Raw genomic sequence first — 23151 nt, 5'->3', positions numbered from 1 at the left:
CGCTGGCCGCGACGATCCTGGGTTATCCCAAGACCACACGCTGTTTCGTCGCCGGTGCCATCGGCGGTTTCGTCACCGCGCTTCTGTGGAACGAACTCCTGGGCAAGCCGTTCCTGATCGAGGGCTTCGTCATCGGCGCGGCGGTGAACGTCGCGCTGTTCGTGCTGGTCCCCGCCGCGCGGGCGCGGTCGGAAAGCTCATAACAAAACGGCGCCCGGTTTCCCGGACGCCGTCTGCAACGAAGATACTCTTAGATCAGTAGGTAATGACGCTGCGGATCGACTTGCCTTCGTGCATCAGGTGGAAGGCTTCGTTGATGTCGTCGAGCGGCATGGTGTGGGTGATCATGTCGTCGATGTTGATCTTGCCGTCCATGTACCAGTCGACGATCTTCGGCACGTCCGTGCGGCCCTTGGCGCCGCCGAAGGCGGTGCCGCGCCACACGCGGCCGGTGACGAGCTGGAACGGGCGGGTCGAAATCTCCGCGCCAGCCGGCGCGACGCCGATGATGATCGATTCGCCCCAGCCCTTGTGACAGCACTCCAGTGCCTGGCGCATGGTCGTGATATTGCCGATGCACTCGAAGCTGTAATCGGCGCCGCCGCCGGTCAGGTCGACCAGATAGGGCACGAGGTCACCCTCGATCTCCTTCGGGTTAGCAAAATGGGTCATGCCGAACTGCTCGCCCAGCGCCTCGCGCGCAGGGTTGATGTCGACGCCGACGATTTTGTCGGCACCGGCGATGCGCGCGCCCTGAATGACGTTGAGGCCGATGCCGCCCAGGCCGAAAACGACGACGTTGTCGCCGGGCTGCACCTTGGCGGTGTTCAAGACCGCGCCGATGCCGGTCGTCACGCCGCAGCCGATGTAGCAGATCTTGTCGAAGGGCGCGTCCTCGCGCACCTTGGCCAGCGCGATCTCCGGCACCACCGTGTGGTTGGCAAAAGTCGACGTGCCCATGTAGTGGAACAGCTTGTCCTTGCCGATGGAGAACCGACTGGAACCGTCGGGCATGACGCCCTGGCCCTGGGTAACGCGGATCGCCTGACACAGATTGGTCTTGCCCGATGTGCAGTACTCGCACTGGCGGCATTCCGGCGTATAGAGCGGGATGACGTGGTCGCCCTTCTTCAGGCTCGTCACGCCCTTGCCGGTATCGACCACGACGCCGGCGCCCTCATGACCCAGGATCGCCGGGAACAGGCCTTCGGGATCGTCGCCGGAGAGCGTAAAGGCGTCGGTGTGGCAGACGCCGGTCGCCTTGATCTCGACCAGAACCTCACCGTCCTTCGGCCCGTCCAGTTCGACCTCTTCGATGGTCAGCGGATCGCCCGCCTTATGCGCAACGGCAGCACGCGTCTTCATATCTTCCCCCCTTTGCCTTGGTTCTTGGATCTGGCCGCATGGTTCCAGCCGAAAGCGGTGATTGCAACCGCGATCTCAGTCGCCCCCCGGTGGTGGTTTGCTCGGTAGCCCCAGCAGGTCCGGCAGGTCGGCGACGGTATCGATGACAGCGTCAAAATGGGCATCCAGCAGCTCGTGGCCGGCTGCGCCACTAAGCACGCCGACCACCGCGTGCAGGCCGGCATTGCGTCCGGTCGCGGCATCCGTCGGCGTATCGCCGACAAGGATGACCTGATGAGGTTGAAGGCCCGTCTTTTCGCAGAACGCCAGCGGCATGCCAGGCCCCGGTTTGCCGCCATGGCCGGCATCGGCGCCGGCGACAAAATCGACGAGATGATCGATCCCGGTCGAGCGGGCGGTCTCGTGCGCCGTGTTGGTATCGTCGTTGGTGGCGATGCCGAGCTTCAAGCCATGGCCGCTCAGCGTGGTGAAAAGGTGAGGCAGATCGGCGGTCTGGACCAGGGTGTCGGCGGCGAAAGCTTCGAACAGGTCGAGCACCATGGTCTCCATGTCGTCGGGTGCGGCCGGTCCCAGTACCTCGGCCCACACGGCCAGCAGCTCCTGATTGGTGCCACCGGCCAGCAGCGACGACGGCTCCATATGGTCACGCTCGCGGTCATAGCCGGTACGCACCAGGAGCGTATCGGCCAGCGCCTTGTCGCCGGCCTGTTCGGCCGCGGCCTCGGCGGCCGCGACATAGGCGGGGACCCAGGTGGCGACGAAGTCGATCAAGGTGCCGTCCTTGTCGAACAGCACGCCTTCGACATGATCAAACACAAGCTCTTTAGAGCGCGGCACGGGCGTTTGCTCCTTGTGATGAGTCCAGACAACGACGCAACGCCGGATCGGCCAGTATCCGATCGAGATCAGCCAGACGCCGGGTCGCATAGGCGTCAAAGTCCGCCTCGCCCGGCGCCAGCACGCGCTGCATCATGCACCATGCCGCCGTGACGGCCATGGCAATCGCGCACCACAGCGTCAGGTCGTCGGCATCGCCGGCCCCATAGGCAGCCAACAGCCCGGCCTTTTGTTCGTTGTCAAAGTCGGCTTCCACCGCGACATAGGCGAGATCCCACAACGGCTCGCTCATGGCGGCATACTCCCAGTCGATCAAGATCAGACGGTCCGGTGTATCCAGCATGTTCGCCGCCACCGGATCGACATGGCAGGGCCGAAGCGCCCGGGCGTCGAACGCCGCCACGTGCGCGAGCGCCAGCATGCTTGGCCACCGCGATCCGAACGCAAGCTCCGCATCAGGCGCCAGGCCGGCCGTCACCAGGTAATGGTCAATCTTGTCGAATGGATTCATCACGCCGCGAAAAGCTGGGCCTTCGTGCAGGCGTCGAAGGACGGCGCCCAGTCTGGCGATCACGTCCGGGCGTTTCATGTGGGCGTCATCGGGCACGACCGCATCGTCGCGAAAGCGCATGACAAGGATGCCGGTGGATGGATCGATATGGATGACCGGGGCCGCGACCCCGATCGTTTCGGCGACGCGCAGATTGTGGGCTTCCGCCGCACGATCGATATGGGCCGACGTGCCGGCGCCGGGCAGACGCACGACGTAGTCAACGCCGTCTACCGTCACCCGCCAGGTGTTGTTGGTCAGGCCAGGCAGACGGGTGACCTCACCGATACCGCCCGCCGCAATGGACACGCCGGCCGCATTGAGGGCTTTCCCGATCTCTGCGATATCGTCCATCATGCCGGCAATATGACCCGCTTCTCGGTGGAGCGAGCAGCGTTTCCGCCACTCGGCAGTGACGATATAGCACCATGCTTCAGAACAACGACACCGCATCCTTGGGCCATCTGCTTGGCGAGGTCCGGTCATGCCGCGTCTGTGCCGGCGACCTGCCGCTCGGCCCCCGGCCGGTCCTACGCGCGGCGACCTCGGCCCGGGTCCTGATCATCGGACAGGCACCGGGCACCAGGGTTCACGCATCCGGCATTCCCTGGGACGACAGGAGCGGCGACCGGCTGCGCGACTGGATGGCCGTCGATCATGCAACCTTCTATGACGCGACGCGCATTGCCATCGTGCCCATGGGGTTCTGTTATCCCGGGCGCGATCCGCGTGGCGGCGACAATCCGCCCCGGCCGGAATGCGCGCCGCTGTGGCACGAACGTGTTCTCGATCGGTTGCCGAACATCGAGCTGACACTGCTTGTTGGCGGCTACGCCCAGCGCCGCTATCTGGGCAAGGCCGCGGGCTCGAGCCTGACGGAGACCGTTACGGCCTGGCGCGACCACCTGCCGCGCTTTTTCGCGACACCGCACCCGTCATGGCGCAACACCGCATGGCTAAAGCGCCACCCCTGGTTTGAAACCGAGGCGCTGCCGGAGCTGCGACGCCGGATCGCCGCCCTCACCTAACCAAGCGTCAGGTCGACGCCGCGCTGAGTTTGGTCCATGCAATGGAGCCATCCACACCGCATCCCCCGGTGCCGGGGTTGCTGCTGTCCGCGCGCGGATGACGGTCGAAGTCACGCGCTTCGTCGTGGCTGTCGGCAGCGAACACCTGCTGGCAATACCAGATGTCGTCCCCGTCGATGACCCATTCAAACCGGCTGTACATGTCGGGATAGTAGGCTTGCACCGCGTCGTTCTGCGCGATCAGGTAACCGTCTTGTCGATACACCGTGCAGATACGGTAGAGAAACTCCTCGTCGTCGTGAAACGACATCCAGTGCGCGGCACCAATCTCATGCCGATGGCCGAACGTATCGTCGAAATGGCCCGATATCTCGGCAGGTAAGGCGCCACCGGTACAGGCGTCACCGCCTGCCTGGGCGACGTTGCGCCGCACAACGAACGATTGCTGCTTCGTCGCCAGATCGAACGGTGAAGCAGCACCGATTGTCGCCAAAGCGCTACCGGCGCCAAACGTCCTGAGGATGCGGCGCCGCGTCTGCGGTCCTTGGATTCCAGCATAAACGCGATGCATCGGATTGTGCCCCTTGCTGTTATGCGCCCGACACCACCCACGCTTGCTTGTGCTTGGGTGAAATAGTGCAACAGCCAGTCGGGACACCGCAAGTGAGGTTCAGGCAACGCAACGGCAGAGGTCTGCGGCTAGAGATAATCCCAGGCGACAAGACAAAGCGCATAGACGCCGAAACCGGCGATGACGGCGCCTGAGATACGGTTCAGCCAACGCAGGCCGCGATCCGTGAAGCGCTGGCGGAAGGTCGCGGTGATGCTGGCCAGGAAGCCCCACCAGGCGAGCGCGCCGACAAAAACACCGATGATCAGCACCCAGGCATCGAACAGGCCTTCGGTCTGCACGGAGACGCTGGTCGCGGCAAAGATCGAGATAAAGGCCAGAATGGTGATCGGGTTGACGATGGTGACGATGAAGGCCGAACCCAGAGCCTGGGCGAGCGTTGCGTGATCGACCCTGAGCGTCTGGGCCTCCTCCTCGGAGCGGCGCAGTTTCTTACGCGCGAAGATGCCCAGGATCCCCATGCCGATCAGGATGATTCCACCGACCAGGCGCACGGTGTTCTCGTGGTTGATCAGAAAGGTCTGAACAAAAGCGACGGAAAACATGGCAAGCGCGCCAAACACCGTGTCGGCGATCGCAGCACCTAGACCGGTGACATAGCCTGCCAGGCGGCCATCGGTCAGGGTTCGCTGAATGCAAAGAACGGCGACCGGGCCGACCGGCGCCGCCACAAGAAATCCGATTACAGCGCCCATTACAGCGGCGGAAAAATCCATCAAAACGCCCCGAACGTGCCCGCCGGCCAGCCCCCAACGTGTACAGGCTGATGCCGCGCCTTGCAAACCCGTCGGCACCCTGCCTTGCTCTACATCAATGCAACACGGCGGCGATTTTTGCACGCTAAGATAAAGCGTGACGTGGGATAGAGCGGATCGCGATTAGTCAAAGCCGCTGAGTGGCTCTGACCAATCGCGTGAATCCACTCTAGATCAAATAGTTAGAGCAGATTCACGCACTCTATCTGGATCGCAAGTGATCCAGATGGAATGCGATCTGCTCTAGGAGGAGAACACCATGACCCTGCGCAATATTCTGGTCCACGTGGCCGAGGACGCACGCTGCCCGGATCGCGTCGCGCTGGCGTGCGAGCTGGCGACGAAGAACGACAGTATGGTGACCGGTCTGTTCGCCAGACCCTATCCCATTATCGTACCCGCCATGCCGCCGGGCGGGGCCGTAACGGTGGTCGAGGATCTGGACGAGGTCTATGACGCCTCGTCGGCGCGCACCAAAAAGGCGTTTGAGGATCTGTCAGCGGCCAAGGGCGTCAGGGTGCGGTGGCTCAGCGACCAAGGCGAAACGGACGAATGCCTGGCGTTTCACGCCCGCTATAGCGATCTGATCGTCGTTGGCCAGTGGTCACCGGACGATCCCGCCGAGTGCGGGACGGTCGATTTGGGCGGTGCGGTAGCTCTCGGGGCCGGGCGGCCGGTCCTGATCCTCCCCTATGCCGGCACGTTCTCGACCGAATGGAAACGCATCATGGTGGCGTGGGATTCCAGCAGGGCGGCAACCCGCGCGGTCCACGACGCTCTGGCATTCATGAAAGCGGCCGATCAGGTCGATGTCGTCTGTGTCGATGCCGATCAGTCGGAAGGCCGGGATCCCGGCGCCGATATCGCCGCCCATCTGGCCCAACACGGCATTACGGCCAAGGCGCACCACATGACCCGCGGCAGCCTGACAACCGCGGAAACGCTGAACTCAGCGGCCTCCGACATGGACAGCCAGCTTCTGGTGATGGGCGCCTATGGCCATACCCGACTGACCGAGATCGTGTTTGGCGGCGTCACCCGCAATCTGCTGCAGCACATGACGCTGCCGATCCTGATGTCCCACTAGGGTACCGCTGAGTCAGCGTACTCTGTTGGTTTCCCTCGCCACTTGAGGGAGAGGGATGCGCAGGCTTAGGCGCACCAGCGCCTTAGCCGAAGCTGGGTGAGGGGTGCGTGCGCCGGAAACGCCGGCGCCGATGATCCAGGCGCACTATCGCGCGCGCCCCCTCACCCCGTTCTCCCTCAAGGGCAGAGGGAGAACGGGGCCAGGGTCGGTAGCTCAAACCAGCAGGCGCTGGCGCCACAGGCGGCGATAGGGCGCGCGGCAGATCTCGGCGATCGCCTCCAAATTGTCCGGCAGGTCGATGGTTTTTGGTTCGTAGGACCGAAAGCCGGTCGATGCCTCGACATTGGCGTACCAGTGCGCCGACCAGACGCCATCGGTCGGGCGTGGACCCTGGGGCCAGGCCATCATGGCGTCGTCGAACGGGACCTCCAGCGCATCGCAGAGCGAACGCAGCATGGCTTCAGGGCTGCGCAACACGTCGGCCGCGTCAATCACCGGGGGCGTCTGGCCCGTGCGTTCGACCACTTCGTCATAAAGTTCGGCCTGTAGTTCGGCGCCCAGATCAGCTGGTGTCACGCTGGTGCGTTTAGCCGCGTAAGACGCCAACATCTCGCTGGGATCGCGGATCAGGAACGCATGCCTGACATGGCGAAACCAATCGCGGTCGACCTCCGGGATCATGTGGTGGGTCATGTGTTTCTGGTACCAGATCGACGCGCCGCCGGGACCCGGTCCGGTAATATCGGCGACGACCTCACCCCAATCGTTCGGCTGGGAGGCGATGACCGCCTCGCGCATTGGGTGATCGATGCCGGTCGTCTTCAGGTAGTGGGCATAAAACGGCTCGTCGATAACGTGGGTATCCGGCCGGTTCTCCCACGCCCGCATCATCGCCGTGGAAATGTTGCGCGGCCCCGACCACATGGCGATGCGGGTCGTCATGACGCCGGGCACTCACGTTCGATGAGATCGCCATAAAGCGCGCGCAGCCGCGACGTCACGGCGCCGGCCCCGGTGCCGTCGCCGATGGTACGACCATCGATCAATGCGACAGGCGTCAAGCCGGCGAAGGTGCCGGTGATGAAGGCCTCGTCGGCGTCATAGACTTGCGTCAGGCTGAAGTCCCTTTCGAAGGCCTTGATGCCGTTTTCCGTGCAGAGATCCAACACGTTGCGCCGCGTAATCCCGTGCAGGCAGTAACGCCCTGTCGAGGTCCAGACCTCGCCGCCGCGCACAACAAAGAAGTGGGTGGAGTTGCAGGTCGCCACGAACCCATGGGGATCCAGCATCAGGGCTTCGTCGGCGCCCGCCTTGGCGGCCTGGATGCAGGCGGTTATGCAGTTGAGCTTGCTGTGGCTGTTCAGCATGGGGTCCTGCACGTCGGGCGCGCCGCGTCGCACATGGACGGTGAACAGGCTGACCCCGCCTTGGCGCTCGGCGGCCTCCTTGTACTCGGGGATCATGACGATCGTTGCGCCGCCAATATTGACGCGCGGGTCCTGATAGGGCGTCGCCTTCAAGCCGCGCGTCACCATCAGCCGGATGTGAACGCCCGACGTCATGCCGTTGGCCATAACCGTCTTATCAATCTCGGCCGCCAACGCGTCAGGCGTCATGCCGATGTCGAGATCGATCGCCTTGGCGCCCTGGTAGAGCCGGCTGAGATGCTGATCGAGGAACGCCACCTTGCCGTTATGCAGACGCAGCCCCTCCCAGACGCCATCGCCCAGGATGAAACCGGAATCGAAGACGCTGATACGCGCCTCGTCGCGCGCAACGATGTCGCCGTTGACGTAGATCTGGATACCCGCGTTGCGCGGATCGTCGACATAGTGATGGGTTCCGCGATCAGCGGTCATGATCCTTCCCCGGCATTGCCCAACCGACCACCGTCAGAATAGGCTCCAGATTGTAGCGCCGGGTCAAGGCGATTGACGAAAAAGTGGGGACCATGACATCTGTTGAATGCGTGCTCGATGCCAAGGCCGCGCTTGGCGAGTGCCCGATGTGGCACGACGGCGAGCAGAAGCTCTACTGGGTCGATGCAGAGCGCGGCGAACTACACCGCTTTGATCCGGCCACCGGCACGGACGAACACCGCAAGTTGGCCGATCACATCGGCAGTTTCGCGTTCCGCGAAAGTGGTGGGCTGATCGCCGCGCTCGACAACAGCTTCGGCGCTGTCGACTTCGAGACCGGCACGATCACGACGATTGCCGAGGTCGAAGCCGATAACCCCGGCACCACGTTCAACGACGGCCGCGCGGCACCCGGCGGCCGGTTCTTCGCCGGCACCATGGGCGTACCTATCACACCGGGCAAGACACCAGGCGCGTTCTACCGCCTGGACCCGGACGGCGCGGTCACCCAGATCTGCGACGGTATGGGCACATCAAATGGTCTCGCCTTCAGCCCGGATGGCCGGACGCTCTATCATTCCGACAGCCTGCCGACGGTCCAGACCATCTGGGCCTGGGACCACGACCCCGCGACCGGCGCGGTCGACAACCGCCGCGTCTTCGCCACCACCCACGACCTACCCGGCAGACCGGACGGCGCGACGATCGACGCAGAGGGTTTCTATTGGTCAGCCAACGTGGACGGCTGGCAGATCGTCCGCTTCGCGCCAGACGGATCGGTCGACCGGACAGTCGCCATGCCGGTGCAGAAACCCTCCATGCCCTGCTTCGGCGGACCCGACCTCGACACACTCTATGTCACGTCGATCAGCGACGGCGGCTCCGCGCCCATGGAACCGAACCAGCCGTTGGCCGGCGGCCTGTTCGCTTGCCAGCCGGGTGTGAAAGGCCTGCCGATAGATAAGTTCGCCGGCTGAGCTGGCTTTGAGCGCAGGCGCCTAGCCAGCCCGCTCCCCCTCCCGGCCACCCATGGCAGTGTTCTTAGGGTGGCCGGGAGGGGGAGCGGGCTGGTGCCGTGACAATACAAAGCTACGCAGCCTCGGCGATCAGACCGCGCACGCGCGCGATATGTTCGGGCATGGTGCCGCAACAGCCGCCGACGATGCGCGCGCCCAACTGGATCCAGTCGGCGACATGGGCGGCATAGGCCTCGGTATCCAGGTCGTCGCGGTGGCTGACGTCCTTGGCGTCCGGATCGATCGGATGGAACGTGTTGGCGTAACCGCCGGTCGGCGTTCCGAGCGCCAACAGCGCCGGAAGACCGCGGGTCAGCGCCTCGGGCGAGCAACAGTTGGCCAGGAACACCGAGACCGGACCGCCCGCGACCGCGGCGGCTGCCTCGCTGACCGGTGTGCCGTCCTTCAGGCATCCGTCTTTCGTCTCGTGCAGCGTCCAACCGACCCAGACCGGCTTGCCGGTGGCACCGGCAGCAGCGGCCACGGCGCGGGTCTCGGCGATTGTCGTCAGGGTTTCGCCGATGAAGAAATCGACATAGGGCGCCAGCAAATCGGCCTGCTCGGCATAGAGCTCCGTGAGCTGCGCCTGCGCTCCCACCGTCCCGGGTTCATAGCTGGGCGACAGCGGCGGCAGGGAGCCTGCGATCAGCGTACCGCGATCTTGGGCGTCGCGCGCGGCGACCGCCAACTCGCCGGCGATCCGGTTGAGTTCGGCGAAACGTTCTTCGTTGCCGATCTCGGCCATGAACGACCGTACGACGCCATAGGTGTTGGTGATGATGGCGTCGGCACCGGCGGCGATGAACGCCTCATGCAGATCACGCACGACATCGGGCGCTTCGATCAACGCCTTGCCCGACCAGAACGGCGAGCCCTTCTGGTTCAACTGACGCATGGCGATAGCCTCGCCCATGCCGCCATCGAGCAGAAAGGGACGTCCGGCGGGCAGACGGACAATCGGTGGGCTCATGGTGTTTTCCATCTCCGCGACATCGGCGAGACAAGCCATAGCCGATAAGCCGTTGGTTGGCATCCCCTGGCCATGCCATCATGGCGTCAACCAGAACGGGAGGGAGACATCGATGGCGCGCGCCGCGACAACCAGGTCACGCAAACAGAAATCTATTCATGCGCTGTGGCTGGCGACCGCGAACACCACCGCGGTCGAGCTTGCGAAGCTGCACGGTTTTGACGGCATTTGCCTGGATCTCGAACATGGCGCATTCAACCGCGCCGATGTCGACCTGCTGTTCGCCATGGCACGCGGCATGCGCCTGAAGTCGTTCGCGCGCGTCGCCGCGCCACAGCGCATCGACATTCAGCAGGCGCTGGATTCAGGCGCTGACGGCGTCATCATCCCGCATATCGACAATCTGGAACACGCGGCCGAGATCACGGCGCTGGCCAAGTATCCGCCGCTCGGCGACCGCAGCGTCGGCGGCGGCCGGACATGGGACTGGGGCGACCCTCCGAAGGGCTGGGTCGCGCGCGAGAATCGCCGGGTCATGTGCATGCCGATGATCGAGACGGCGGGCGCACTCGCCGATGTCAAAGAGATCCTGGAGCTGCCGACAACGGACGGCCTGTTCCTGGGCCCGTTCGATCTGCACATGGCGCGCCGGCCCAAGGAACCCTTGGGCAGTCCGGGCGATTTGAAAGACCGCGACCGCGTCGCGCGCGCCGCCAACAAGGCCGGCAAGATCTGGGGCATGAATATCTATACGGAAGACGACATGAAGGCCGCCAAACGATTGGGGCTCGGTTTCGCCGCCCTGGTCGACGATGTCGCCGCGCTGTCGATGAGCCTGGAAGGCGTCATCGCCAACTCACGCAGGATTATCGGCTGATGGCCCTCTTCGACATGGCGCGCCATGTCAAGGTCAAGGCGCTGTTGGAGAAGCTCGCCGAGCTCGAGGACAGCCTGACCTTCAACGAGCTGGAAATGGTGCGCCACCTGAAGGCGAAGTACGACGACCCCGGTCCCAACGACTTCGACGACACCACGGTGCTGGAGGTGATCCTGCGCAATGTCGAGATCCGCAAAGGTTTCGACATCAACGTCAAGACCGACCCCGGCCGCGTCATTCCGGTCGAGCCACGGAAAAAGGACGAAGGTTAGCCGCCAGAACAGCCGCGACTAGTCAGTTGACGATCTGTACTCATCAATAAATTCCTCAAAAGTCAGCCCAGAATATTCCCGATGTTCCAATAGAAACTCGATCATTTGCGACAAATCCGTTGAATCAAGCTCTCTTTCGACAAATAGATCCTTTGCGACATTTCTAAGCCCAATCTTGAAAAGAATCTGTTTAATGAGACATGTATTAAAAGAGTCAGTGTGCTCAATGAATAGGAAGCTATATGTGTTGGTTTCCTCGCGATTGGTCATTATGTATTGCGTGCAGATCGTTTCTTGATCATTTATTTCTACATACTCCTTTCCTTCCTCTTCGCGCATTCCGTGCGCATGGCTGTTAACAGCAATTGTTGGACCCATTTCTACAGGATACATGAACGCACTTGATGCATCTGCACCCAAGTATGCACTATCTGTCAGTATTTCTTGTTTAGTACCATAGAAGATTGAAATAGTATTGTTTGATACCAAAGCAAGAGTATTGTAAACATCATAATAATTCACTTCAACTGGTCTAAATTTTTTGGCATTGGGCAATAAGTTGTTAACAACATCTTCTGTGGGGTAATCGAGCAAATCTTCTATGGAGTATTCGCCTAAGGGAACAACATTGAGATAAATCTTATCTGAGTAAATGGTTCTGAAAACAGCGTCACTGCTATAGCCGTATACAAACCTTTTGAAATCTGCCGGGATCTCATTGTCAGAGTTCAAAGTTGCTGTGTCAGCGACGAGGTGATCGTAGTTGATTGCGAGGATGAGCGCTGCGAGCGTTATCAGGCGTACAAACCGACCCCTGCTAATCCAGGTTCGCGTTTCCTGAACATCTCTAAGCATCTCTTCATCACCTACTTGGATTAGCAATGCAAACGGGCAGTGTTGCACCCCTACTATATCACAACCCATGCTAGAGGCGACTCAGATTAGTCGCGTGACTCCCGCTATCAAATGAAGCGGCATGGGTGACAGGCACGAACCTTAGTCCCGATAGACAGTTCTTGATTGCCGCACCGGAGCCGCACCCCGGCCAAGCACAGCGCAGACCCGTGATCCAAGCGCCGGACTTGGTTCAGTCTGTATTCATGGGCCCCGGCTCAAGGCCGGGGCGCGAGAAGAGAATTAGAGCCTCAGCCGCCTCTAAGCGGCACCAGGATGGCGAGTTCGTCGCCGTCTTCGAGCGTCTTGGTCGCGCGTTCGGCTTTCGGCACGGCGGTGCCGTTGACGCTGATCAGATAGGCGCCGTCGGGGAAGCCGAGCTTGCTCATAACGAGCTGCGGCGTCGCGCCGTCATCGACGTCGATCTGGGCGCGGTTGTCCTGGCCACCACCCGGCAGGTACTTCGCGTAGGCGCCGGACACCCTTAAACGCACGTTCATGGATGCTGCAGGACCCCCTGGGTGCGTTCCAGATAGGCGTGCATGATGAGGTGCGGGTCGTCCATCAGGCGATCCTTCCAGGCACCCAGCGGCACCTCGGTCTGGATCAGGCCGCGCAGCACGCCGACATGCTGGGTGAGCCCCAGCGACAGCGATCCCACCAGCTTGTCGTCCTTGAAGTTGAGACGCAGATAGCTCGAACGTTCGGGATCGACGGCGACCGCCTCGTCTCCGCCCTCTGTGCCGTCCCACAGGCCGTAGGAGCTGGAAATCAAACCCAGCGTGTTCAGAACGTTCATGACCAGGCTGCCGCGGTAGGGCGTCTTGTGGCCGGCCATGTTGCGCGCGGCGACGCGGCCGTGCTCGCTGGCGGTCGGCTGGATCGCGTGGACGTCGTAACCGCCTGTCGAAAAGTCCGGGCCCTCGGCGACGTCGCCGGCGGCATAAACGTTGGCGGCAGAGGTCTCCATGAAGTTGTTGACCTTGATGCCCGTCGACGTCTCGATGCCGGAGCCGTCGAGGAAGGCGATGTTGGGTTTGACGCCGGTGGCGCAGACGACGAGGTCGGCGTCCAGCCCCTTGTCGTCGTTGTTAAGCGTCAGGTGCAGGCCGTTGCCGCTCTGCTCGACCGCGTCGACACGGGTCGACGTCAGGACGTTCACCCCCTTGCTTTCGCACCAGGCCTTGATGATGTCGCCGCCGGTCTTGTCCATCATGCGCGCGACCATGCGATCTTCCATCTCGATGACGGTCAGGTCGACGCCGCGCGCGACCAGCGCCTCAAGAATGATACAGCCGATAAAGCCGGCGCCCATCAGCACGACCTTGTCGCCCTTCTTGGTCTTGCTGACAATGTGGCGGGCGTCCTCCAGCGTCCAGCAGGACTCGACATTAGCGAGATCCATGCCGGGGATCGGCGGTCGGACCGGGTGGGAGCCGGTGGCGAGCAGAAGCTTATCGAAGCCCAGCGAGCCGCCGTCCTCAAGCGTCACCTCGCCCTTGTCGGTGGCGACCGAGGCGACGCGGCCCTGACGCACGTCGATGTTCAGATTGTCGAAGTGGCCGGCCCCGTGGCGCAAATGGGTGCCCTCCTCGACGATGTCCTCGGCCAGAAGATAGGGGATGGCCATGCGCGAATAGGGCGCCTCCGGCTCTTCGCCAATCAGCGTGATGCCGGCCGAACGGTCCAGCTTTCTCAAGTTCTCGGCAGCAATAACACCGGCCGGGCCGGCGCCGACGATGACGTGGTTCATGGCAGTTTCCTCAACTCATCGACGCCCGCCGGCTGTTCCGTTCGTTGACGGAGCAGCCGGCGTTACGTCTTGTCCTGTCGTGCGTGCTCTAAAGGCCGAGACGCGACAGCGTCTCGTTGCTCGGCACGCCTTCCTCTGTCCAGCCGCGATGCTGGTAGTACTCCGGCAGCATCTTATCGAGTTCGGCGACCTTGCCCTTGGCGTTGCCGCTGGGCGCAGGGGTTTCCAGCATGCGCTTGGGCAACGTGTCGTCGGCCTTGGTTAGACCGGCACCCAGGTTGAACATGCGCTCCAGGTTGAAGGTCCGCTCGCCGCTTTCGATGATGCGTTCCAGGGGCCAGTCGCCCTCGCACGCCGCGTCGATCTGGGCGGCGAAGTCTTCGGGACCCCAGGCCGCCGTGGTGAACAAGCACAGGCCCGTCGAATCGATCATCGCGACGACGTCCTGGCTCTTCTTCACCGGTTCGGCCTTGCCGTTGCCGGAGACGTCTTCCATATCCTCGGCGAAGACATCGTGCTTCAGATGGCAAGCGCCGCGGTTGGACGTGGCGTAGCCCAGGCCCATGCCCTGGAGCGCGCGGCTGTCGTAACCGGCGAACTCCTGGCCCTTGACGCCCATAAAGAACTCCGGATGGCCGTACTTCTCGGTGAGCCGCTTGGAGCCGAGCGCCAGTTCCTTGCCGAAACCCTCGCCCTTGCCGGTCTTCTCGGCCATGACGGCAAGCGCCTCGGCGCTGCCGAAGTTGAGCGCGATGCCGTCGGTCTGATCCTTGGTGATGGCGCCGACTTCATAGAGCTCCATGGCCGCGGCAAGCGTCACGCCAAACGAGATCGGGTCCATGCCGTGCTCGTTCATCATGAAGTTGGCGAAGGTCAGGGCGTCGATGTCATCGACACCGACCACGGGGCCGAAGGCATAGGCCGTTTCGTACTCTAACCCGCCGGAGGCGTGGTGGTATTGCGGCCGGTTGACGACGGTAAAATGGTCCTTGTCGACATGGGCGATACGCCCGCACGCGATGGTGCAGCCGAAGCACGCCTTATTGGTGATCAGGTTGACGTGACCGTTTTCGTTTTTGGTGATCGCGAAGTTCGGGTTGATCTTGCCGGTGCCTTCGAACTGCACCTCGTTGAAGTTGCGGGTCGGCAGGCCGCCCCACTCCTCCATGGCGTCGATCATGGCCAGCGTGCCTTCCTGGGTCAGACCCTGGCGGCCTTCGCTCTCGGCGAGCTTGGCGTGGGTATCCTTGATCACCTCCATGAACTTCTTGGGATCGTGGACGGTGACGCCCTTGGTGCCGTGGCAGGCGATTGCCTTCAGGTTCTTTGAACCCATGACGGCACCGACGCCGGAACGCCCGGCCGCCCGGTGCAGATCATTGACGACGCAGGCGTAATAGACGCCGTTCTCGCCGGCCTCGCCGATCGAGGCAACCTTCAGGTTCGGATTCTGATGGCGTGCCTTGATCCACTCCTCGGTGTGCCAGACGCCGGTGCCCCACAGCTCGTCGGCCGGCAGGATCTCGACCTCGTCGTCGACGATGTGGAGATAGACCGGGCTTTTGGCCCTGCCCTCAAGAATGATCAGGTCGTAGCCCGCGTACTTCATCTCGGCGCCGAACTTGCCGCCGGAGTTGGAGCACGCGATAGCGTTGGTCAGCGGGCCCTTGCACAACACCGCGTACCGTCCGCTGGTCGACGACATCGTGCCGGTCAGGGGCCCGGTCGCGAAGATCAGGACGTTCTCCGGGCTCATCGGATCGGCCTTGGGGTCCATGTTCTCGTAAAGGTATTTGGTGCCCAGGCCGCGCTCGCCCATGTAGGACTCCGCCCATTCCATGTTGAGCGGTTCGGATTTCGCGGTACCCTCGGTCAGATTGACGCGAAGAACGTTTTTCTGCCATCCCATGATCGTTCTCCCTCAAGCTGCCGGCTGGTTGTCGGTCTTGACGGCCCAGGCCTGCATCCGTTCGTATCCGGTCCAGGCTGAGTCGACATAGGTGATGGCGTCGGTCGGACACGCCTCGGCGCACTTCGGATCGCCGTGGCACAGGTCGCACTTGATCACCTTGCCGGTGTCGGGGTTGTAGTTCACGGTGCCAAACGGGCACGCGATGGTGCAGACCTTGCAGCCGACACAGACATCGTCCAGCACCTCGACAGCACCGGTTTCCTGGCTCCTGACCAAAGCCTCGACCGGACAGGCGTGCAGGCACCAGGCCTCCGCGCACTGGGTGCAGGTGTAGGGCACGGCGCGTCGGCCGTGTTCGAATTCGAAGATCTTGATCCGTGAACGCGCGGGATTGAACGTGCCCTCGTGCTCGAACGAACACGCCATCTCACACTGAAGGCAACTGGTGCACTTCTCCGGATCAATCAATAGGGATTTCTGCATGTTGAGCCCCTTGTTCAACACAATAAAGTCGGGTCCCCCGGCCGGCATCCTGAAACCCGCCGAGAGCCTTCGTAACCATCTTAGACCGGTTTAATCGGATCTGTGTAGGGCCGGCTTGTCGATGACCTTGCCGCTGTAGGGGCTTTTTAGCGGTAGATGGCCTCGCCCAGCTCGCGCTTCTTGGCCGTCCACGCCTCAGGGTTGAGCACGACAATGCCATAGCGCGCGACCAACGCGTCGATCGCGCCGCCGCGGACCTGATGATACTGCGGCAGCTGGCCCGGCTCGATCACGGTGTGGAAGTCTGGGCCGGCCTCGATGTGGCCGGCGACGGCGCTCGCGCCCGACGGGCTCATCACCGTGACCAGTCGGCCCCAGCCGTGGGTGATGCCTCTGAGACCGTAGAGCTCCATCGCCCAACCGACCGACCCATTTCCAACTTGGCTCTCGACAAAGAGACCATAGCAAGGGCCTGATGCGCCAGCACGGGCGGGGGCGCTTGACCGGAATGTGACCGTGGCTTGCCGTCTCGTCCCACAACAGGCGGAAAGCTTGCCCATGAAACCGTTGCCGGCCCTCATCGCCGCGCTGCTTCTGACCGGGAGCCTGGGATCGATCCACGCGTTCAGCGTCATCATCGTGCCCCTGGAAGAGCGGTTCGGCGCCAGCCGGGGCGATGTCAGCCTGGCCTATTCGCTGGCGCTGATCAGCCTGACCGTCGCGGTCCTGTTCGGCCACAGGATCTACCACCGCCTGACGCCGGCGTTGATGGGTGCGGGCGCCTGTCTGGTGGCCGCCACAGGTCTGGTCCTGGCGGCCGTGGCGCCGGCTCTGGTGGTTGTCTACGCGGCCTACGGCGTCCTGTTCGGCTTCGCCAACGGCGTCGGCTACGGCTTTTCGCTGATCGCCGCCGCGCGCGCCTACCCCAAGCGCCAGGGCATGGCCATGGGATTGGTGACGGCGTGCTACGCGGTCGGCGCCATCGTCTTTGCCCAGGTTCTAAAGCTGGTCCACGAGCCCCATGGCCTCACCACCGCGCTCATCGTCCATGGGCTGTCGATCCTGGCCTGCGGCGCCGTTGCCGGTCTTCTGCTCAGCGTGTCGCGCTTGCGCATGGGTCATTCGGCACCGTCGACATCCGGCGGTCTGCGGTCCGACGTGCGTCCCATCATTCTGATGTGGCTGGGATTCGGCTTTGGCTGCATGTCCGGCATCATCGCCTTCAGTCACGCCGCCGGCGTGGTGACCGAAACCGGCGGCAGCGGGCGCCAGGCCGTCATCGGCGTCATGCTGGTCGGCTTTGGCAACGCGGTCGGCGGCCTGATGATCGCAGGCCTCGCCGATCGCATACCGTTGCGCCTTCTGCTGGTCGGCCTGCCGGCCCTGTCGATGGCAGGCCTGGCGGCCCTTGCCCTGCTCGACGGGCCGGGAATGGCGATCGTCTGCCTGGGGGTGGTCGGCCTGGCCTATGGCGCGATCGCGGCGATCTATCCGGTCGTGACCAGCCGCCGCTTCGGCATTGACCGCACGCCCAGAATCTATGGCCTGATCTTCACCGCCTGGGGCGTCACTGGTTTCGCCGGACCCTGGATCTCTGGGGTCATTTATGACGTCGAAGGCGGGTATCGAAGCGCCCTGGCGCTCGCCGGGCTGGCCGCTCTCATTTCGGCTGCCGCCGGTGCGTGCCTCAGACTTTCGGCCAGGGAGAGGGTCGGAACCGCCCAGACATAGAGTGCTGCGATCAGGCGTCGCGGCCAGCGAGCAGCTCTGCCTTGGCGATCTGGTAACGCGCGCCAATCCCGGTCAGCCAGCGCGGCGGCAGTTTGACCGGTTCGTCGAACTTCAGCATGTCGCTGACGATTTCTGAATCCTCGCCGACCGCCAATTCCGCCACGGCGCGGCCCTGGATCGTACCCTTGGCCGCACCGACTCCGTTCTGGCACACGGCCGACCAGACGCCGTCGTCGAGAACGCCGAACTTTGGCGCGTGGTTGCGCGTCATGCACATGGCGCCGCCCCAACTGTGGTCGAACGTAACATCGGGCAGCATGGGGAACCGCTCGCGGAACGTCTTGATGTGGCCACGATAGACAGCGCGCCGCTGGGCATCGTGACTGTATCCGTCCGGCGTGTAGCGCACACCCTTGCGGATCAACAGGCGCTTGTCCTGGGTGTAGCGCATGGTCGTCCCGCCCATGGTGGCGGGGATGACGCCCCAGTCGCCCTCGCCGCCCAGATCGGCCTGCTCGGCCTCGGTCAACGGACGGGTCAGGCTGGCATAGGTGAAGATGACGATGAAGTGGTTGGTCATGTAGCCGAACGCTGGAGTCCATCCGTTGGTCGCCAGGATTAGTTGGGGGGTTTTCAGCGAGCCATGCGCTGTCGTCAGGGTCTTGGTCGGACCATTGTCGAAGGCCTCGACCGGCGAATTCTCATAGACCGTGACGTTTTCCGGCATGGTCGCCGCCAGACCGCGTACCAGGGCCGCCGGCTGCATCAAGATGTTCTGCGGCGTCCAGACTGCATCGTGGAAATGGGCGGTGCCGAGGTACTGCGTCACACGCTCCGCGTTCCAGCGCTCGTAGCTTTCGTCAAGCATGTCCAGGCCGGCGCAATAGGCGTTCAGAGCCTCGACGCCTGAAGCCGTCGCCGCCGCGTGGACCTTGCCGCGCACACTCCACTGACACTGGATCTGATGGTTCTGCACGATCTCCGATAGCCACGCGATTGCCGTGCGATTCAGCCGCATCTGACGGAAGTCGCGGTCGGGATCGTCCATCTCGATGTTGTGCGGTAGATCGATGATGAACCCGGAATTGCGGCCGGATGCATTGCGCCCGATCCGCTGAGCCTCGACCAGCGCGACCTTGTCGTTGGGCCGCAGCTCGCCCAGACGCCGCGCCGCGCCAAGACCCGCAAATCCGGCGCCGACCACGACCCAATCCGCCTGCTGGTCGCCGGTCAGCACATTGGGCTCGCCATGATCCGGCAGGATCTCATACCAGCCGTTGGTCTTATCATCGCGCGGCAGATTGGTGACCCGCATCGTTCCACTCCTGGACTACACCCAGGTGAGAGTTAGTCACCGGTCGCATCAGGGGTCAAACAGGAAGTTTTTGCGGCACTTTGGTCAAAGGGGACGGACTGGGGCGGCAGTGCGACGTCGCGGCTAAAGACTGCTTTGAATCGCCGCGATAACTTCTTCGGGTTTCGGATTGGTCACGCCGGAATCGCGAACGTGGATGAAGTGCAGCGCCGAAGCGCCATCGCGATCGAACACCAGCACGGTCGGAATGCGCGCGACGTTGCCAAACGCCGCCGCGACCGCGTCATTGCCGGCAACCACGGAGAAGGCGGGTTCGTATGTGGCGATGAACGCCGCGAGCCGTTCGCCACCGTCCTCGAACCGCCCTGCCTGCTCAAAGCGGTTGATCGCGATGATCTCGACACCCTGGTCGTGATAGGCCTCGTAGAGCTCGTTCAAATGCGTGAACTCGGTGTGGCACGGCGGACACCAGCTGGCGAAGAACGTCACGACGACGACCTTGCCGTCGAGACCCTCCGGCGTAACCGGCGGACCGCTGATGGGGTCGAGCAAGGCGACCAACGTCTTGGTGTCGTCGGAGAGGGCGATCGGGTCGTCGGCGGCCTGCGCCATCGGCGCAAACACAACCGCAACCAGAAGTACGACAAGGTTTCGAAGCGTCGTTACCATGACGCCAAGATAGTGGTCTTTATGCCCGGCGTCGTGGTTCTACGCGCCTTCGACACGATATTGTGAAGGCATGTCAACAGGTTAGCACTACTCGCGGAACATCAGTACTCCAGGAACGCGAGCGGATCGGCGTGATGCGCGATCAGCCGCCATTCGCCGTCCTCTTTGCGGAACACGTTGGTGCCGCGCAGGCTGACATCGACCATGTTGCCGTTCCTGTCGCGGTTCGTGGCTTCCGCGCGATGGTGCGCGACCGCGAGCCCGTCACCAACGGTCAAATGGCGCTGCGTGACGTGAATCTCTCCGCCGAGCTTCAGGGCGGCCTGTTTCTCCCAATCCTCGAGGATGGCTGGCCAGCCGGTCAGAAAGATCCCGGCGGGACCCAGATATGCCACGTCGTCGGCGTGGGACCACAACGCCTTCATCGGTTCGAGGTCACCGACAAACATGGCGTTTAGCGCCGCAAAGAACTTGTCATCGGCCTCGCTGACCGCTCTCTCTTCATCCATCTTTGTCTCCCATCAGTCTTGCTGCCCAAGCAGCCCGCCATCGAGGCGAACACCGATGCCACAGCCACGACATCGTTGAGGCGTTAAAGGGCACGATGATCAGTGCCCTCGCCCGGTGTAATGAAAACGAGGTCGCCGGGTTTGCGCATCGCGATGCGGTGCCACACGCCTTGGGGAACAATAAAGGCCTGGCCGGCTTCAAGCGGTACGCGCCGTTCGCCGCCCGGCTGATCGAGGACGACATCGACCGCGCCCGACAGCAGGATCAACACCTCGCCGCCGGCAGGATGGCGCTCCCAGTGGTCGACATCACCGCTGATATGGGCGGCGGTCATCATACGACCGTCATAGACCCGCTCGCCCGCCATCAGTTCCGGCCAGAAGGTGTCGGTAACAGGGACCGCGTGCGCGTCGTCGCGGCTGTCCAGGTGCACGAAGGTGGTGAAGAGATCGAAGGTCGACATGGCGGATCGACGTCATGCCTTCTTTCGCGGCGTCACCGTCGGATGCTCGTCGGTCTTGCTGCCCGACGGCGAATTGGCGGCGGGCGCGACGGCGAAGAAGAAGGTCGCCTTTTCGTCGGCCTCATAGATCAACTCGGTGGCTTCCGGCAGCCACATGATGTCACCTGGACCCATCTCGTGGACATCGTCGCCGACGACGATGCGCATCTTACCGTCGATGCCGAACAGCATCTCGTCATAGGTGACGGTCCAAGGAATGCTGCAGTTCTCGAAGACGCCGATACCGCCGCCCAGTGTCTGGCTCACCGCGCCGTTAACCGTCGCGATCACGTTGCCGCCGCCTTCGCCGGGTGTCAGGTCGAAACCAAAACCACGAAACATCTTGGCTTCACTCATCAGTCACGCGTCCCCTCTTGGTGGTTACCGTCTTGGTGATCGGCCAAGCCTAGCACACGTCACGGCGACCGGCTGAACCAGACCGCCGCGACAAGACCAATCACCAGACAGGTCGCCGCTGTGACGGCAAAGACGAGTTGATAGTCGTTGGTCATGACAAGAGTAATGCCGAGGGTCGTCATGCCGATCGTGCCACCGAGCAACTGGCTGGTCAGCATGACGCCGCCGGCCTGCCCCTGCTTTTCGATCGGCAACGCGTTGGCGACGGCGCGCATGGGCGGCACAAAGAGAACGGGCTGGGTCAACCCGATCAGGAGAAGGCCCGGCACCATGATCATCAACCCGGCGCCGTCCGCGGTCGCCGCCAGCCAGACGAAGCTGATGAAGATCGCGGTAAGGCCGATCAAAGCTGGCCTGCGCTCGGCAAAACGGTCGGTGATCGGTCCGATGAAGAAGGCCGAGAACGGCAACGGCAGGACCGCCCACAGCATGGCGAGCCCCGCCTCGATCGCGCTCATGCCGAGTGTGTGCTGGAAGTAAAGAGCACCGAAGATGAAAACCGCCGTCTTCGAGAACTGCGCCATGAAGATGATGAGATTGGCGGATGACATCGTCCGGTTGGCGAACAGATCAAGCTCGATCAGCGGCGCGCGGACCTTGAACTCGGTCACGACGAACGCGCCGAGCGACAGGATTCCGACCACGATGAGTGCCAGGACGGAAAGGCTGGTCCAACCCCAGTCAGGCCCCTGCATCAGACCCATCACCAGCAGACCGACACCGGCGACCAGCGTGACAAGGCCGGGTTTGTCCAGGCGCGGCGCGTCGCCTTGGCGCGGCGGATCACGCCAAAACGCGAGCACAAGCGCGGCAATCACAACAACGAGGAACGGATTGACCCAGAAGATCCAACGCCATGAGAGATACTCGGTGAAGACTCCGCCCAGCAGCGGGCCAGCGGCAAGAAAGATCGTGCCCGTGGTGCCATAGATGCCGAGCGCGAGACCTCGTTGCTCGGGCGGAAACACGATCATCATCATCGCCATGGAGCCCGGCAGCACGATGGCCGCGCCGATGCCTTGCAGGGAACGCGCCACGATGATCCATGTCTCGTCCTGCGCGAAGCCGGCGGCAATCGACGTCGCGCCGAAAATGACCAGGCCCAGAATGAAAAAGCGTCTGAGCCCAACCATGTCGCCCAGCTTGCCCATGGCGGCCGCGAGGGCGGCGAACACAACCAGATAGGCGTTGACGACCCAGTGGGACCCGGTCTCGCTTAATCCAAGATCGCGCCGCATGGTCGGCAGCGCGACACCGACAATGGTCTCGTCAAGCACCATGAGGCCGAGCGACGCTCCCATGGCGACAAGGATGATCCACTTGTGGCTCTTCACCTCGGCCAATCCCTATCTCCTCCGTGACATCTCGCCGGACCGGCGCCGGCCACATCTCATGGTGACGGTTTCAGGTCGCGCGCGAACCAGGCCCAGGCCAAAACAGCGACGATTATGTTGAGACCAACCGTCGTCGCGAAGACGATCTGGAAATCGCCGGTCATGACCAGGACGATGCCCAGCACCGTCATGCCCATGGTGCCGCCCAACAATTGCCCCGTCAGCATGATCCCACCGGCCTGCCCCTGCTTTTCGTCGGGCAGCGCGTTGGCGACGGCGCGCATCGGCGGGACGAAGAAGAAACTGACGGCGATGCCCATCACCAGGAAACCCGGCATCAGCCACCAGAAGCCCGACCCGTTCGCCAGGAAAGCGATCCAGATG

Annotated in this window: 28 protein-coding genes; 7 read left to right on the top strand and 21 right to left on the bottom strand. The window is 62.9% G+C overall.

Annotation, left to right across the window (positions count from 1 at the left end; genetic code table 11):
- A partial coding sequence (locus tag AAF563_22540; GenBank protein ID MEM7124073.1) for a sodium:solute symporter family protein occupies positions 1 to 203 on the top strand: 203 nt, incomplete at its 5' end.
- Between the two features lie 52 nt (positions 204 to 255).
- Here the strand turns inward: AAF563_22540 and AAF563_22535 are convergent.
- From AAF563_22535 to AAF563_22525, 3 genes are all read right to left on the bottom strand, one after another.
- Entirely contained in the window at positions 256 to 1365 is a 1110-nt protein-coding gene (locus tag AAF563_22535) for an S-(hydroxymethyl)glutathione dehydrogenase/class III alcohol dehydrogenase (GenBank protein MEM7124072.1), read from the bottom strand.
- A gap of 75 nt (positions 1366 to 1440) precedes the next feature.
- Positions 1441 to 2202, bottom strand: a complete 762-nt coding sequence (locus AAF563_22530; protein ID MEM7124071.1) for an HAD family hydrolase — start codon at positions 2200 to 2202, stop codon at positions 1441 to 1443.
- Positions 2189 to 3109 (bottom strand): choline kinase family protein, encoded by a 921-nt coding sequence (locus AAF563_22525; GenBank protein ID MEM7124070.1) that lies wholly within the window; start codon positions 3107 to 3109, stop codon positions 2189 to 2191. Before AAF563_22525 ends, AAF563_22530 begins: the two co-directional genes overlap by 14 nt.
- 71 nt (positions 3110 to 3180) lie before the next feature.
- On the opposite strand from AAF563_22525, the gene AAF563_22520 reads away from it, so the two are divergent.
- Positions 3181 to 3780 (top strand): uracil-DNA glycosylase family protein, encoded by a 600-nt coding sequence (locus AAF563_22520; protein MEM7124069.1) that lies wholly within the window; start codon positions 3181 to 3183, stop codon positions 3778 to 3780.
- Positions 3781 to 3787: 7 nt separating this feature from the next.
- On the opposite strand, the gene AAF563_22515 is transcribed toward AAF563_22520, so the two are convergent.
- Both AAF563_22515 and AAF563_22510 read right to left on the bottom strand, forming a co-directional pair.
- The gene (locus AAF563_22515; GenBank protein MEM7124068.1) at positions 3788 to 4351 is read right to left on the bottom strand and encodes a hypothetical protein; all 564 of its coding nucleotides are present in this window, start codon (positions 4349 to 4351) and stop codon (positions 3788 to 3790) included.
- 128 nt (positions 4352 to 4479) lie between these two features.
- Positions 4480 to 5127, bottom strand: coding sequence for a LysE family transporter (locus tag AAF563_22510; protein ID MEM7124067.1), 648 nt, complete (start codon positions 5125 to 5127; stop codon positions 4480 to 4482).
- 298 nt (positions 5128 to 5425) lie between these two features.
- Between AAF563_22510 and AAF563_22505 the strand changes: the two genes are divergently transcribed.
- The gene (locus tag AAF563_22505) at positions 5426 to 6253 is read left to right on the top strand and encodes a universal stress protein (GenBank protein ID MEM7124066.1); all 828 of its coding nucleotides are present in this window, start codon (positions 5426 to 5428) and stop codon (positions 6251 to 6253) included.
- A 213-nt stretch (positions 6254 to 6466) separates the two neighbouring features.
- On the opposite strand, the gene AAF563_22500 is transcribed toward AAF563_22505, so the two are convergent.
- Positions 6467 to 7195, bottom strand: coding sequence for an HAD family hydrolase (locus AAF563_22500; GenBank protein ID MEM7124065.1), 729 nt, complete (start codon positions 7193 to 7195; stop codon positions 6467 to 6469).
- Positions 7192 to 8112, bottom strand: a complete 921-nt coding sequence (locus AAF563_22495) for an aminotransferase class IV (protein ID MEM7124064.1) — start codon at positions 8110 to 8112, stop codon at positions 7192 to 7194. Before AAF563_22495 ends, AAF563_22500 begins: the two co-directional genes overlap by 4 nt.
- 92 nt (positions 8113 to 8204) lie before the next feature.
- Here AAF563_22495 and AAF563_22490 point away from each other — a divergent pair, with 92 nt between their 5' ends.
- Entirely contained in the window at positions 8205 to 9089 is an 885-nt protein-coding gene (locus AAF563_22490) for an SMP-30/gluconolactonase/LRE family protein (protein MEM7124063.1), read from the top strand.
- 112 nt (positions 9090 to 9201) lie between these two features.
- Here the strand turns inward: AAF563_22490 and AAF563_22485 are convergent, their stop codons facing one another.
- Entirely contained in the window at positions 9202 to 10098 is an 897-nt protein-coding gene (locus AAF563_22485) for a homocysteine S-methyltransferase family protein (protein MEM7124062.1), read from the bottom strand.
- Positions 10099 to 10210: 112 nt separating this feature from the next.
- Here AAF563_22485 and AAF563_22480 point away from each other — a divergent pair, with 112 nt between their 5' ends.
- Together AAF563_22480 and AAF563_22475 are read left to right on the top strand one after the other, a co-directional pair.
- The gene (locus tag AAF563_22480; protein MEM7124061.1) at positions 10211 to 10975 is read left to right on the top strand and encodes an aldolase/citrate lyase family protein; all 765 of its coding nucleotides are present in this window, start codon (positions 10211 to 10213) and stop codon (positions 10973 to 10975) included.
- Entirely contained in the window at positions 10975 to 11247 is a 273-nt protein-coding gene (locus AAF563_22475; GenBank protein ID MEM7124060.1) for a hypothetical protein, read from the top strand. The genes AAF563_22480 and AAF563_22475 overlap by 1 nt, the downstream gene beginning before the upstream one ends.
- 18 nt (positions 11248 to 11265) lie before the next feature.
- Here the strand turns inward: AAF563_22475 and AAF563_22470 are convergent, their stop codons facing one another.
- From AAF563_22470 to AAF563_22445, 6 genes are all read right to left on the bottom strand, one after another.
- A complete protein-coding gene (locus AAF563_22470) occupies positions 11266 to 12171 on the bottom strand; it encodes a hypothetical protein (GenBank protein MEM7124059.1) in 906 nt (301 codons plus the stop codon).
- A 221-nt stretch (positions 12172 to 12392) separates the two neighbouring features.
- Positions 12393 to 12641, bottom strand: a complete 249-nt coding sequence (locus tag AAF563_22465; protein MEM7124058.1) for a MoaD/ThiS family protein — start codon at positions 12639 to 12641, stop codon at positions 12393 to 12395.
- On the bottom strand, positions 12638 to 13894 hold the full coding sequence (locus AAF563_22460; protein ID MEM7124057.1) for an FAD-dependent oxidoreductase: 1257 nt from the start codon (positions 13892 to 13894) through the stop codon (positions 12638 to 12640). Before AAF563_22460 ends, AAF563_22465 begins: the two co-directional genes overlap by 4 nt.
- An 88-nt stretch (positions 13895 to 13982) precedes the next feature.
- A complete protein-coding gene (locus tag AAF563_22455; GenBank protein MEM7124056.1) occupies positions 13983 to 15803 on the bottom strand; it encodes an aldehyde ferredoxin oxidoreductase family protein in 1821 nt (606 codons plus the stop codon).
- Positions 15804 to 15815: 12 nt separating this feature from the next.
- Complete coding sequence (locus AAF563_22450; protein ID MEM7124055.1) at positions 15816 to 16289, bottom strand: 4Fe-4S dicluster domain-containing protein; 474 nt, start codon at positions 16287 to 16289, stop codon at positions 15816 to 15818.
- Between the two features lie 146 nt (positions 16290 to 16435).
- The gene (locus tag AAF563_22445; protein MEM7124054.1) at positions 16436 to 16702 is read right to left on the bottom strand and encodes a hypothetical protein; all 267 of its coding nucleotides are present in this window, start codon (positions 16700 to 16702) and stop codon (positions 16436 to 16438) included.
- 145 nt (positions 16703 to 16847) lie between these two features.
- On the opposite strand from AAF563_22445, the gene AAF563_22440 reads away from it, so the two are divergent.
- Positions 16848 to 18020 (top strand): MFS transporter, encoded by a 1173-nt coding sequence (locus AAF563_22440; GenBank protein MEM7124053.1) that lies wholly within the window; start codon positions 16848 to 16850, stop codon positions 18018 to 18020.
- Between the two features lie 10 nt (positions 18021 to 18030).
- Here AAF563_22440 and AAF563_22435 read toward each other — a convergent pair whose 3' ends face one another.
- The 7 genes from AAF563_22435 to AAF563_22405 all read right to left on the bottom strand — a co-directional run.
- Positions 18031 to 19335, bottom strand: coding sequence for an FAD-binding oxidoreductase (locus AAF563_22435; GenBank protein MEM7124052.1), 1305 nt, complete (start codon positions 19333 to 19335; stop codon positions 18031 to 18033).
- A 123-nt stretch (positions 19336 to 19458) separates the two neighbouring features.
- A complete protein-coding gene (locus AAF563_22430; GenBank protein MEM7124051.1) occupies positions 19459 to 20004 on the bottom strand; it encodes a TlpA disulfide reductase family protein in 546 nt (181 codons plus the stop codon).
- A gap of 101 nt (positions 20005 to 20105) precedes the next feature.
- Positions 20106 to 20513 carry a nuclear transport factor 2 family protein gene (locus AAF563_22425; GenBank protein MEM7124050.1) on the bottom strand — a complete coding sequence of 136 codons (408 nt, stop codon included), beginning with the start codon at positions 20511 to 20513 and terminating at the stop codon, positions 20106 to 20108.
- 83 nt (positions 20514 to 20596) lie between these two features.
- Positions 20597 to 20977, bottom strand: a complete 381-nt coding sequence (locus tag AAF563_22420; GenBank protein MEM7124049.1) for a cupin domain-containing protein — start codon at positions 20975 to 20977, stop codon at positions 20597 to 20599.
- A 12-nt stretch (positions 20978 to 20989) separates the two neighbouring features.
- Positions 20990 to 21373 carry a cupin domain-containing protein gene (locus AAF563_22415; protein MEM7124048.1) on the bottom strand — a complete coding sequence of 128 codons (384 nt, stop codon included), beginning with the start codon at positions 21371 to 21373 and terminating at the stop codon, positions 20990 to 20992.
- 59 nt (positions 21374 to 21432) lie between these two features.
- The gene (locus AAF563_22410) at positions 21433 to 22767 is read right to left on the bottom strand and encodes an MFS transporter (protein ID MEM7124047.1); all 1335 of its coding nucleotides are present in this window, start codon (positions 22765 to 22767) and stop codon (positions 21433 to 21435) included.
- Between the two features lie 56 nt (positions 22768 to 22823).
- Positions 22824 to 23151: MFS transporter (locus AAF563_22405; protein ID MEM7124046.1), on the bottom strand; the 328-nt coding region annotated here is incomplete at its 5' end.

This window comes from Pseudomonadota bacterium, from assembly GCA_039028155.1.
Taxonomy (GTDB): Bacteria; Pseudomonadota; Alphaproteobacteria; order SP197; family SP197; genus JANQGO01.
Note: the sequence above shows the minus strand (reverse complement) of the source record. Positions and strands in the feature narration are given on the sequence as shown.